We start from the raw sequence: 12,323 nt of genomic DNA on the forward strand, positions 1-12,323 counted from the left end.
CAGGCCGGCCAGTAGATAACCGGAGAGCACAGAGGCTGGGCTGATGGCATATACCCTTTTGCAAGTTAACATGTCGATGTCATGTCATTCAGGTCAGAGTGTCTTGGGGGACCCGGCCAGTGCCGGGTCGATCTTCTATCCGTGCCGGCCAACCAGGCCGGTCACCTCATGCCGCATGCGCAAAGCGCTGGATCACTCTGTTACCGACGCGCCCCATCTAATCCAAACGGCTACCCGCATGGGTAGCCCGAGCGATTTACGGGCGCGTTGACCGTTGAACACCGCCTGCCATCCTGTGCCGTTCAGGCGTTCGCCATGTTGACATCACGTGGCTTGAGTATCGCACCGTCGGGAATTTCACCGTGTTCCAGATAGCGCCACAGGGCAATCGCCAGACGGCGTGCGAGCGCCACGATACCGATGCGCCGCAGTCGCTTGCCGGTGCCGGCAAACCGCTGGTTGAACCAGCGGCTAAGCTGGCTGTTGGGCTGGAAGCGTAACCAGCTCCATGCGAGCTCGACCATCAACCACCGGCATCGCTTGTTGCCCGCCTTGCTGATACCCAGTTCGACCTGACTGGTGCCGCTGGCATATGGCGTGGGCGTCAGGCCCAGGCAGCCGGCCACTTCCCGACGGTTGTGAAACTGCCGCCAGCTAAACAGTTCCCTCATCAGGGTCCAGGCGCTGCCTGTGCCGATGCCCGCAAGCTGTGCCAGCAACGCCATGCCGGGGTGCGAGCCGCTGCGCACCTGCTGGTCCTGCAGTGCTTCCAGCAGGCTTATCTGTTTGCGCACAAGCGCGAGCCGCTCACATTCGCGTTCAATCTCGGCGCGCAGGCCGGGCGGCAGTTGCTCGCGCTGCTGGGCCCACCAGTGAGTCCAGATCCGGCCACCGACATACCTGACCCGAAGGTTGTGCAGCACGAGCAAGGAGCGGATCCGGTTGGTGTGTGCGGTACGCTCCTGCCGCAGGCGCTCCAGTTCCCGGTGCAGGCGCCGGTCGTCTTCCTGCTCAGGCGTCGGGATGCGCGCGACGGCCCATAGCCGGTGCTCGCCCGCGTAATAACGCATAAGCATCGAGAGGAGCTTGTCGCTGTCAAGGCGGTCCGTCTTCGCGCGACGGGAGCGCCGGTTCACCTCGATACTGGCCGAATCCACCACGAGATTGGCAATACCCTGCTGAGCCAGCCAGCGGTGCAGCCAGAAGCCGTCACGGCCAGCCTCATAACAGCTGTAGACGGGTGCGCCGGCGCTGAGGTGGCAACGCACCCTGGCGTTCGCGATGGCGGTGAGGACCGCCGAGGTATCACCTGCGGCGACCGTACACCGGCTCGGCGCGCGGTGGCCATCACCCAGTGAGAGCTTCCAGCTCTTATCGCCCAGTTCAAAAGCCATGTACAGCCGGCCAACTACCGTCGTATTCTGCCCTCGAAGGGCTGTGTCAGGCGCATCCATTTTGCGTGCTCCTTTGGAGAAAACGAGTATGAATTGTCACGGATCGGCGTAATGAGGCCATTTCGGGATCGGCGTAATCGAGCCACCAGATGATCGCCGTAATCGAGCCAGTGCAGGATCGGCGTATTGGAGCCACTCGATGATCGGCGTATAGGAGCCACCTCAGGATCGGCGTAATCGGGCCACTTGACCGGCTCGTTGTTATGTCGGGCTGCAGCCCGAAACGCATTTCGAATTTCCGTAACCCGGTACCTTCGGATTCTTTGCCCGGAGGGCCGATGAGTAACAGGAGGTTCGAAGTGTTTGAGTATCGACAGGTTCTGGCGCGTATGCGTCAGGGCGATTCCGACCGCGACATTGCCGGCGCGCGCCTGATGGGGCGCAGCAAGCTGAAGACCGTACGGCAGGTCGCGCTCACCCACGGCTGGCTCGACCCGGGCAGGCCCTTGCCAGACGATGCCGAGCTCGCGGGCATCTTCGGCCGTGACCCGAAGGTGCCGCGTAGCCGCATCTCCACACTCGAGCCGTTTCGCGATCTGTTGCGCGGCTGGTTCGACGCCGACGTACAAGGCACTACGATCTTCAGTGCGCTGCAACGCAACCACGGTTACACCGGCAGCTATTCGGCAGTGCGCCGCTTCCTGCTGCACTTGAAGGCCGAGCGCGGCGTCACCGCAACGACGATTCTTGAGTGGGCGCCAGCTGACGCCGTGCAGGTGGACTTCGGCTCGGGGCCAGCGCTCACGCACGAGTCCGGCATCCCGCTCAAGACGTGGTTCTTCGTCATGACCCTGTGCTGGTCGCGGCATCAGTACGCCGAGATCGTACTGGACCAGACGGTCGAGACATGGCTGGCCTGCCACCGGCGTGCGTTCGAATGGTTCGGTGGTTGTCCAGGCCGCGTCATCATCGACAACGCGAAGTGCGCGATCATCAAGGCCTGCACGTACGATCCCGAGGTGCAGCGCTCGTATGCTTCGGCTGCCGAAGCATACGGTTTCCGGATCGACGCATGTCCGCCACGTGACCCGCAAAAAAAGGGAATCGTTGAATCGGGCGTCAAATACGTCAAACGATCCTTCGTGCCGCTGCGCGAGTTCCGCGATCTCGCCGATGCCAACCGGCAGTTGCGCGACTGGGTGATGCAGCAGGCCGGTGTGCGCGATCACGGCACGACACGTGAACAGCCATTGACGCGATTTACGATCGAGCGCCCGCTGCTCACGCCGCTGCCCGATGTGCCGCCGGTGCTCGCCGTGTGGAGCGAGGTCAAGGTGCATACGGACGGACACGTCGTCTACAGGAAGGTGTTGTACTCCGTGCCGTTCACGCTGGTGGGCAAGCAATTGTGGCTGAAGGCGACCGACACAGTGGTGCAGGTGTTCCACCGGCATGAACTCGTCGCAACACACGTGCGCAAGCGCAAGCCCGGCGATCGCTCGACGGTACGGGACCACCAGCCACCTGAAGCACAGGCCTGGCTTGAGCACGACCCGCAGTGGTGTCTGGCCCGGGCAAAGGAGATCGGGCCAGCCTGCCACGCGGTGATTCTCGCGCTGTTCAACGATACGGTGCTCGTGAACCTGCGCGGCGCGCAGGGCATCGTGCGTATGCGCGAGAAGTACGGCGATGCACGACTGAATGCCGCCTGCGAACGCGCGCTCACGTTCGCCAGCCCGAAGTACCGCACCATCAAGACCATTCTCGACAAGGGGCTGGACAGCCAGCCTGCGGCGGCCCCGGCGCAAACGCCGGCACCCGCCGACACCTATCTGAACGGCGGCCGCTTCGGCCGCGACCTCCAATCTATCCTGCTGCATTGAACATCATGAATCCGAGTCCAGAACTGAATTCCATCCTCAAGCAACTGCGCCTCTCGGGCATCCTCGACTCGCTCGAACAGCGCAACCGGCAGGCCATCGACGGGCAGCTTGCCTACACCGAATTCCTCGCCATGCTGTTGCACGACGAGGTTGCGCGGCGCGACCAGAAGAAACTCGGCGCGCGGCTCGCCCGCGCCGGCTTCGCGCTGGGCAAGACGCTCGAGAGCTTCAACTTTGACCTGCTGCCCAAGCTCAATCGGGCGCACATTCACGATCTGGCCACGGGCCGCTACATCGACGAGAAGGTCTGCATTCTGATGGTCGGCCAAACGGGCGTCGGCAAGTCGCATCTGGCTCAGGCCCTGGGCCACTGCGCGGCCCGCCAGGGGCGCGACGTGCTGTTCATCACGCAGACTGACCTGCTCAAGAAGTTGCACGCCGCGCGCGCTACCGGCCTGTACGAACGCAAGTTCCAGCAGTTCGTGCGCGTGCCGCTGCTGATCGTCGATGACTTCGCGCTCAAACCCCTGCATCCGCCCCACGACGAAGACTTCCACGATCTGATTGCCGCCAGGTACGAGCGCGCGGCGTCAGTCTTGACTTCAAATCTCGACTTCAGCGAATGGGGCGACGCGTTCCCCGACAACCGTATCCTCGGCGCCGCCACGCTTGACCGGCTACGCCACGGCGCCTATCGCGTGGTGATCGAAGGCGACAGCTTCCGCAAGCCCAAACCAATGCCTGAAAACAGCGAAAACGCCGTTGCAAAATCTGGCAAAAAACCGCATTCTTGAGTCCCTTCGAAATCGCGTTTCGGGGCCACTTCTGGTGGCCTCATTATGCCGATCATCACCGGCTCGATTACGCCGATCCGTGACACGAATCCCGTTTTTACTCCAGCGGGCCTACTTCCGCAGCCCTCCCATAGCATCTATCACGGTCACCGGTTCCAGGTGTCAATCATCAGCCACGCCGTTCGGTGGTACTTTCGCTTCCAGCTCAGCCTGCGCGACATCGAGGAATTGCTGTTCGAGCGTGGCGTGGTCGTCAGCCATGAATCGATCCGCAGGTGGGCCGATAAGTTCGGCGCCGGCTTCGCACATCGTGTCAAGGCTGCGCGGCGCCAGCCGGGCAGCACCTGGCATCTTGACGAGGTGTTCGTGACATTACGCGGCGAGCCTTATGTGCTGTCGCGCGCGGTCGACCAGCACGGCATCGAACTCGACATCCTCCTGCAAAAGCGCCGCGACAAGGCTGCGGCCAAACGCTTCTTCAAACGCGTACTGGCGGCCTGTCACAAGGTGCCGAAGAAAATCGTCACCGACCAGTTGCGCAGCTACCCTGCGGAAAAGGCCGAAATCCCGGAACTCGCGAACATAAAGCATGTGTTCGTCTGAGGTTGACCCGGTTCGACGGATAGATTTGCAGTTGAGTTTTAATTCGGTGTGGCACCTCCCGATAAGGTTGAAATGCGGGTTGTCCACGGTCGGGCGGCGGGTCGCCTGTCACGACCACGACGCTGCCTGGCGGTGGACAACCCGCGCGTCGATAAGCTTTGACCTTGCGCATGCAGGTTTTCGACCTCGAGCGGCGAACAGTAGCCGATGCTGCTGTGCAGGCGGCGTATGTTGTACCAGCTCTCCAGAAACGAGAACAGACGCCGCCGTGCCTGTTCGTGAGTCGCGAAGTGTTCGCGACAGAGCAGTTCGGCTTCGAGTGTGCCGAAGAACGACTCGCACATCGCGTTGTCATAGGCATCGCCGGCCGTGCCCATCGACGGCTGTACGCCTGCTTCGTGGCAGCGCCGTCCAAAGGCAATGGACGTGTATTGACAGCCTTGATCGGAATGTAGAATCACACCGTCATGGCGTCGTTGCTGCAACGCCATGTCCAGCGCGCGTAACATCAGTTCGGTATCCAGATGGCTGGACATCGCCCAGCCGATGATGCGACGGCTGAACACATCCAGCACGACCGCCAGATAGAGGAATCCTTCGCCCGTGGGTACATAGGTCGCATCTGCGACCCACAGCACGTTTGTCGCGTCGGCACTGAAGTGCCGGCGCACCAGATCAGGCGCACGCCGGGCGCCTGCGCGTGGCCGTGTGGTGCGCGGCCAGCGCCGCCGGCTTGCCCCGCACAGACCCGCCATACGCATGAGGCGCGCCACCCGCTTGCGCCCCACGTGTACGCCTTCGCGCGCGAGCTGCGCATGGATACGCGGTGCCCCATACGTGCCGCGCGAGCTCGCATGTAGCGTGCGGATGCGCGAGAGCAGTTGCGCATCGCTGCGTGTGTGCATCGCGGGCTCACGCACCAGCCACGTGTAATAGCCGCTCGTCGAGACGCCGAGCAGCCGCGCCATCATCGCAATGGGCCAGCGGGCCCGGTTCGCTTTCATGAACCCGTACCGCCCTTCGGTGGAATGGATCCCGTCTCCCTCGCGAACCAGGCTGCCGCGTGAGAGAGGATGTCGCGCTCCATCTTCAGTTGCCGGACTTCACGACGCAACCGTGCGAGCTCCTGCCGTTCGGCTGTGGTCAGACCATCATGCCGCACGCCTGTGTCGCGATCAGCCTGCGCTACCCAGTTGTAGATGGTCTGTGCGGTCGGCTCGAACTCCTTTTCCAGTTCCTCCGGCCTGCGTCCGGCCTTCACCAACTCGACTATTTGCGCCCGAAATTCCGCCGGGTACGGGGTACGATGCTTGCCCATAATCGGCACCTCCTTCTCCAAAGGATAGATGTCCGTTTCTCTGCGTCAACTTCAGTCAAGGCGGCTGCCCGCGTCAACAACCGTGCAGAGAACAGCCATCAGCCGACGCGCGAACGCGAGCGACGCATGAGAGGGTTCCGGCTACCCGAACGCACGCAGGTCTTCCTCTCGTGCTTCGGACCAATCCGGCAACACTTTGCGCTCAAGCGTCATTTGCTGCGCGCTTCGTTTTATCGCAAGCGGCTCGCCGCGCGGTTTGTCGCATGGCGCGAATTCACCGAGACTGCCCAGAATCCGTCTGCAGTCTTCTGAGTGATTGACTCACCTGCCCATGATTCGCCGGGTGATCGGTAATGTGACAACGCCTTGGCGACCGTCGCGCTCGGTGTGGTGATCGTGACCGGGCATCTATAACGCGATGCGGAATACGGCTCACCTCGGCGCGCCGTTGTTTAGCGTGCTGTATGGCCAGATGCTGACGCTCAAACTCGTGTTCGTCACGCTGGCGGTGCTGCTGGGGGGCCACAACCGGATGATCTATCTGCCACGCCTGGAGTCGGCGGTGACTGGCGACATCGCAGCCTTTCGCCGTGCACAGCGAGGCTTCAACCGGCTGCTGGCCGTGGAAGCGCTTGCAATGGTCGCTGTGCTGATGTTGGCCGCTGTGCTCGGGCACACGTCGCCTTCGAGCAGCTAAGGGGATTGGCCGGCCGGGATCAAGGGTGCAAATGAGCATTCCCGGCGACCGTTCCATGTCGGAGTGAGAAGGGATGGCCGCAGGTCCGGTCTGAGTGACACCTACTGGCCGGTTACTGCCCCAGATGAGGGGTGGGCGCCGGTCAATCCGAGGTAACTCAAAGAAGCTGGGGCGATCGAGTCAGACGGCCGCCCGCTGTCATGCGCCATGCTATCGTTGCTGGTGCTTGACCTCCTCGTCGGAAAAAGATCATCGCGGCGCGATGATTGTGCGTTGTGACTGCGGAAATCATGGACCGAAGATTATGGAAACTGTCGCGTTTATCTCGACTGAGTACGGGGACGACTTGATTGTGTCCTTTGCGGTCATCGCCCCCGCGGATGCGACTGAGATCGAAAGCCTTACCCTTCTGCGCACGCCGAAATACGAACACCTGCTGGGAGATTGGGAGCGAGGGGTGACAGTTTCGTTTGAACGGTACGTGGAAGACGAGGAGGAATTGCTGGAGGAACTCCACCTTGACAGAAAATCAGCCGTAGTGCGCCTGACAACCAGCCTGCGGAACTATGATCTGGATATTCGAAAGGTCGACGAGCGAGAGGTCAAGGCCATGCGAGAGGTGCTCATCCAGATGAACTATGATGGTCGGATTCGGCTATTGGGCGTCTAACGAGTTATGAGATCAGGTCAGCTGACGCGATGACGATGCGCAGTCCTAGATGCATCGATGAAAAGAATTTCATTCATCGACGTCAATCGCTTCGCGCGTAGCCATGCGAGATGGAATCCGAGTTTAGCGGGACGTACCTTTCACCGGTCTAGTAATGGCGCGTTTCCTTGTTGCAGCCTCTTTCGGGGTTGCAGGCGAGTTCGCCACGTTTGCTTTACCTGCAACGATGTTGCCCGATGTTGATTTACGTGGCCCAGCGGATGGCTTGACTGGTAACTTCTTTGTTATCGATTTATTGTCCTCCGCGGTCTTTGCGTTCGCCGGTGGCTTGCGGGTTGTCGAGACAGCCGACCTGGTCGCCTTCCTTGCTGTCACCTTACCTGCCGGTGGCTTGTTACGTCCGGCAACAGGCTTCGGCGGTGAGTAGGCGTCGGCCATCTCGATGCCAAACACATCGGCCACCAGCGCGTCGTCGAGCACCTTGCTGGTAGCGGGTCGTTTTGTGGATTTGGGCAGGCCAGCGCCGGCCTGCCTGACGAGATCATTGGCATTGACGCGGCGCAAGGCGAAGAGCAATTCCGGCTGTTGGTCGAGCCGCGCGCCGACGCCGTAGAGTACGGCAGCTACGTGCTTGCACATCGACGCCCAGTCCGGGCAACTGCAATTGAACCTGATTTCCTTCGGCACTGGGAAAAGACCCGTTCCGGGTTTGCAGATGCGCTCCATCACGGCAGTCGAGAATTTGCCCTGCAGCAGTTCTACCATCGAATCGATCGACCCCGAGCAGTCGGCACCAATTGTTCGCCATTGCTTTGCCGGACACGCCCTCACGCTCACGCCGACCGTGTAGAGGCTCGAACCCATTACCTGCGCTCGCACTTCGCCTGCCGTAATCTGGAGGTCAATCACGGAACCGTTGCGCACATAGGTACGGCCGCGCGGCAGGCGGTTGGCATAGTCGCTATAGCCTTCCAGATTGTCACACCAGGCCTTGCCCCAGAAGGTCCTGGCGATGGCGCCTCGATACGACGCGATTGGCGACAGGACCGCACCAGCCTTCCTAGCCTTCGCGGCGGCCCGTTCAGCCTTTTTTCTGCGCTCGGCGACCGAGACATAGGGCTTCCATCCCCCGTAACCGTAACCCATTGCGCTTCCTCTCTCCTGACGATCAGTTTTCTTGCGCGGCATAAACGTCGAGCTTCACGAGATCGAGCAATTCACGATCGCTCATCTCGGTGAGCAGCAGTTCCGCGCCGCCCTCCAGCACATCCTTCACCAATTGCTGCTTCACTTCGATCAACTGGTCGATACGGTCCTCGATCGTGCCACGGCAGATAAACTTATGCACCAGGACGTTCCTCTGCTGGCCGATACGAAACGCACGGTCAGTCGCCTGATTTTCCACGGCCGGGTTCCACCAGCGGTCGTAGTGGATCACATGCGAAGCAGCGGTGAGATTCAACCCCGCCCCACCGGCCTTGAGCGAGAGCACGAAGAAGGGCGTCAACTCATCGTCCTGGAATCGCTTGACCAGCTCCCGGCGCCGGGCCACGGGGGTGCCGCCATGGAGCACCAGACCTTCGCGGCCAAAGATCGAACCCAGAAATGCCGCCAGCGGCTCAGTGGTCTCGCGGAACTGGGTGAATACCAGCACCTTTTCCTGCTTGGCGGCAATGACTTCGGCCAGTTGGCGCAGGCGGGCGAACTTGCCGCTGTCTTCCGCCTTCCAGGCCGCGTCACCCAACCACTGCGACGGATGGTTGCATATCTGTTTGAAGCGCATGAGGAAGCTCAGCACCACACCTTTGCGACCGATGCCTTCGGCGTCCTCAAGCGCGGCGGCCAGATCCTTCACCGCACGCTGGTAAAGCGCCGCCTGGGTCGGGCTCAGGTGGCACCAGGCCTTGAGCTCGGTCTTGTCCGGAAGGTCGTCGATTACCCGTTTGTCGGTCTTCAGGCGGCGCAGGATGTAGGGCCGTACGAGCGTTCGCAGCGGGCCGAAGTGCTCGGCCTTCGCCAGCCGCCTGGTAAATTTGGCAAAGACCTTGTCCGAGCCCAGCAAACCGGGGTGGGTAAAATCGAAAATGGACCACAGGTCCGACAGGCGGTTTTCCACGGGGGTGCCAGTCAGCGCGATGCGCGATTGCGCCTGGAGTTGCTTGACCTGTCGCGTTTGCTTGGCGCCCGGATTCTTGATCGCCTGTGCTTCATCAACGATGGCAAGGCGCCATTGGATGGTCCCCAGTACCGGCTGGCGAAGCAGCGAGCCAAAACTGGTGATGACGAGATCGATGTCCGCAAGCCGCGCGGCGTCGAGCGCACGCAAATCGGCCGCCGGCATGACCGACGGATGGGCGATCAGCAGGCGCAAGCCCGGGGCGAAGCGCTCGGCCTCTGCCGCCCAGTTGGCCAGCAGCGATGCGGGGGCGACCAGCAAGCTGGGCCGCACCTCGGTGCTTTCACGCTTCAGCACGAGCAGCAGCGAGAGTACCTGCATGGTCTTGCCCAGGCCCATATCGTCCGCCAGGCAAGCGCCCAGTCCGAGCCGGGTGAGCAGGTACAACCACCGCACGCCGGCCCGTTGGTAGGGCCGCAGGTTCGCCTTGAGTTCCGGTCCCGGACTGATCTGCGCCAACCCCTCCGGCTGACGCAATTCCTGCAGCATGTCGGCCAGCCAGGGCCCTGCAACAAGCTGCGACCAGTCGAGGTCAGCGGGGTCGGCGTTATCGTCGAGCGAAACACCCGCCAGAAGGCGTAGGGCCTCATTAAAAGGCAGACCGGTTTGTGCCGCCTTTTCCATGGCCTCGAATCGCTTCAGGAGCCGACTGAGCTTTTTCTTGTCCACCTCGACCCAGCGACCACGGATGAGTTGCAAGCCATCGGCGCCTTTGAGCAGATCCCTGACCTCGGAGGCGCTGAGACGCTCGCCGTCGAGGGAGACCTCCATGCTGAAATCGAGCAACGCATCCTTGCCCAGGAGCGAAGGCGGTCTTGCTCCGACGCTGGCTTTCACAACGGGGCGAACAGGGCGGCCCGCCTGCCAGACGCTTGGCGTGCGTACGACAATCCCGGCGGCCTCCAGTTGGGACAGGTCCGAGAGAAAGCGATGGGCGTCAAGCGGCGTCCAGCGCAGCGGATGGTATATCTCGCCGGTATCCACCATTTCGCGAAGCCAATCACAGTGTTCCGCGGCGCGCTGCACCGGCAGCAGTAATGACAGGAGCTGCGCCTTGCTCCTGGCTCCCGAAAATTCCGCCAGGGCTTGCGACAGTGGCTGGTGTTGCGCTTTGCCATGGGCCGACAGGCGCGAGGTGTAAGTCGCAAGGAAGGCGAACGGTGACTCCGTGTCCTTGCGGTTCTCAGCGAGGTTGAAATGCACACGGCCGACCAGATTCCAGGCCGGGTGGCGCAACTTGAGGAAATCCTGAAGCGAGACCATTGCGGTCGCCAGTTCCTGGTGCAAGGCTGTATCGATCTCGCCCCACAGCGTGGTTAGCACATCTGGCGTTAGATACTCCCCGCCCGTCATCGGCGGCGCATCGGCAATCAGGGCATCGAAGTCCTTGGCAGCGGGCGTGACGACCGCAATCTCGCCGCCCTCGGGTGTGGCGCACAAGGCGGCGACATAGCGCGCGGCAAAATCTCGCCACCAGGCCCAGGCGGGCGGCAAAACGCGGCCGATTTCCGCCGTTCCCAGATGCAGCAGGCCATGTCCTGCGCCAAGCGCAAAAGAACTGCCTAGCCGCGGTCGTATTTCATCCGCCAATAGTGGCGCGTCGTCCTCTGGAACTGCAAGCAGGTGACCACCGGGCGTCAGGTGTGGCGCGAGAATGTCGGAAGCAGTCAAAAACGCCCGTCCTCATGGCACTGTTGCAACAAGCGCTGAAGCGGCCTGTTTTCACGGAAAGCGGCCTCGGAAACAACCGGCAGGCCCGCCGGCCCAGTGCGAACTGGGCGAAGTTCCGTCTGCGCCTGGTTCGCCGGGATTGTGGGGTGGGCCAAGCGTCCGGGGTATGCCTGGTCGCTGCGTTGAGCATGTCTTGTGAACTGTCTTTTCATCTGCTGTAGGACAACCTGATTGCTACGTATCAACTCACGGAAGCTCGCCCCCGCTCTGCCACCGGCTGACCGACCTTCAACCTTCACGGCGGTCCCCGTGAATTTTCGAATCCGGCTAGGGAAACAGGGCTCACGATGAAAGGGTACCAAAACCTGACTCATACGAGATGGGATGCCGATGGCGCTCCCACCCGCCCGCCGAAAATCAGTTGCGCTTGTTACAAACGACCAAATGGCAGAGTGTCCTGTTGGACCTGCGGACGTTCAACGCTGCTCCTTGAACCTCCGGAGCCGGGCATCGACCGGGACGCCCCGAAGCCTGGTCACGCGCGCGGTGTAAGGTACAGCGGCGAATAGCCTGCTCGGATGCGCGTTGCGGAATCTCGCCGGGCGTGGTGAGCATCACCGTTAATGCAAGGGGCAGAACCATGGGATTTTCTTGCCGAACGTTTGTGATCGCTCGCGACGATACCCTCTCGCGGCTCTCAGGCACCAGGTTCAACAGGATGCTGCGAGATCCGGCAAGCCACAGTCTGCCCGTTTTTGCGGGGCAACGAGCGCGAATGGCCAGCGTCGTAGTCGAACTCGTGGCCAGAAACCCGGTGCGCGTCGTTCGGAGCACGTTTTCCATGCTCACTTTCGATGCGGAAGGTCGCATCGACGCGAGCAGATTCGAAAAGCAGCAATTTGCCCTCGCGGAGTCGGTCGTCGCACCTGTCTTTGACGTATTCGATGAAGACATCTATCAAACGGTCGTCGACGCGACTTCCCGATTCATTGCACAGGGAGGCCAATGGGTTCCGTCACACGCTTTGGCGCGCGTCATAGATCAGACTGCGTTGGGCCAACGACAATGCCGACACCTGTAAGCGGTCGCTCAAAGGCTGCTCTGCGTCATCGAGTTG

The 12,323-nt window shown here is 61.7% G+C and carries 8 protein-coding genes and 3 pseudogenes; 6 read left to right on the plus strand and 5 right to left on the minus strand.

The genetic code is table 11. The annotated features are described in order from the left end of the window. Positions 1 to 302: 302 nt before the first annotated feature. Positions 303 to 1,454 carry an IS110 family transposase gene (locus tag OKW41_RS24250; protein ID WP_429572848.1) on the minus strand — a complete coding sequence of 384 codons (1,152 nt, stop codon included), beginning with the start codon at positions 1,452 to 1,454 and terminating at the stop codon, positions 303 to 305. 299 nt (positions 1,455 to 1,753) lie between these two features. On the opposite strand from OKW41_RS24250, the gene istA reads away from it, so the two are divergent. The 3 genes and pseudogenes from istA to OKW41_RS24265 form a co-directional block, all read left to right on the plus strand. Then, entirely contained in the window at positions 1,754 to 3,277 is a 1,524-nt protein-coding gene (gene istA, locus OKW41_RS24255; RefSeq protein WP_312893031.1) for an IS21 family transposase, read from the plus strand. Between the two features lie 5 nt (positions 3,278 to 3,282). After that, positions 3,283 to 4,071 (plus strand): IS21-like element helper ATPase IstB, encoded by a 789-nt coding sequence (gene istB, locus OKW41_RS24260; protein ID WP_429571136.1) that lies wholly within the window; start codon positions 3,283 to 3,285, stop codon positions 4,069 to 4,071. Between the two features lie 75 nt (positions 4,072 to 4,146). Beyond that, a pseudogene (locus OKW41_RS24265) lies at positions 4,147 to 4,671 on the plus strand (IS6 family transposase); the annotation flags it as partial. 173 nt (positions 4,672 to 4,844) lie between these two features. On the opposite strand, the pseudogene OKW41_RS24270 reads toward OKW41_RS24265, so the two are convergent. Beyond that, positions 4,845 to 5,992 (minus strand): annotated as a pseudogene (locus OKW41_RS24270) (IS3 family transposase); the annotation flags it as partial. A 54-nt stretch (positions 5,993 to 6,046) separates the two neighbouring features. Here OKW41_RS24270 and OKW41_RS24275 point away from each other — a divergent pair. The 3 genes and pseudogenes from OKW41_RS24275 to OKW41_RS24285 all read left to right on the plus strand — a co-directional run. Beyond that, positions 6,047 to 6,304: pseudogene (locus tag OKW41_RS24275) on the plus strand (IS6 family transposase); the annotation flags it as partial. A 94-nt stretch (positions 6,305 to 6,398) separates the two neighbouring features. Continuing rightward, on the plus strand, positions 6,399 to 6,689 hold the full coding sequence (locus OKW41_RS24280; protein ID WP_429574378.1) for a CopD family protein: 291 nt from the start codon (positions 6,399 to 6,401) through the stop codon (positions 6,687 to 6,689). Positions 6,690 to 6,993: 304 nt separating this feature from the next. Continuing rightward, a complete protein-coding gene (locus OKW41_RS24285) occupies positions 6,994 to 7,359 on the plus strand; it encodes a hypothetical protein (RefSeq protein ID WP_429447596.1) in 366 nt (121 codons plus the stop codon). 123 nt (positions 7,360 to 7,482) lie between these two features. On the opposite strand, the gene OKW41_RS24290 is transcribed toward OKW41_RS24285, so the two are convergent. From OKW41_RS24290 to OKW41_RS24300, 3 genes are all read right to left on the minus strand, one after another. Further along, on the minus strand, positions 7,483 to 8,505 hold the full coding sequence (locus tag OKW41_RS24290) for a hypothetical protein (protein WP_429447595.1): 1,023 nt from the start codon (positions 8,503 to 8,505) through the stop codon (positions 7,483 to 7,485). A gap of 22 nt (positions 8,506 to 8,527) precedes the next feature. Beyond that, entirely contained in the window at positions 8,528 to 11,206 is a 2,679-nt protein-coding gene (locus OKW41_RS24295) for a DEAD/DEAH box helicase (RefSeq protein ID WP_429574199.1), read from the minus strand. 697 nt (positions 11,207 to 11,903) lie between these two features. Next, positions 11,904 to 12,212 carry a hypothetical protein gene (locus OKW41_RS24300; RefSeq protein WP_429574200.1) on the minus strand — a complete coding sequence of 103 codons (309 nt, stop codon included), beginning with the start codon at positions 12,210 to 12,212 and terminating at the stop codon, positions 11,904 to 11,906. Positions 12,213 to 12,323: the final 111 nt, after the last annotated feature.

The organism is Paraburkholderia sp. UCT70, assembly GCF_050434085.1.
Classification (GTDB): Bacteria; Pseudomonadota; Gammaproteobacteria; order Burkholderiales; family Burkholderiaceae; genus Paraburkholderia; species Paraburkholderia tuberum.

What these genes read in the sequence shown, in the direction of transcription:
- OKW41_RS24250 (WP_429572848.1), bottom strand. Translation starts at nt 1,454, where the DNA reads ATGGATGCGCCTGACACAGCCCTTCGAGGGCAGAATACGACGGTAGTT.
- istB (WP_429571136.1), top strand. Translation starts at nt 3,283, where the DNA reads ATGAATCCGAGTCCAGAACTGAATTCCATCCTCAAGCAACTGCGCCTC.
- OKW41_RS24285 (WP_429447596.1), top strand. Translation starts at nt 6,994, where the DNA reads ATGGAAACTGTCGCGTTTATCTCGACTGAGTACGGGGACGACTTGATT.
- OKW41_RS24290 (WP_429447595.1), bottom strand. Translation starts at nt 8,505, where the DNA reads ATGGGTTACGGTTACGGGGGATGGAAGCCCTATGTCTCGGTCGCCGAG.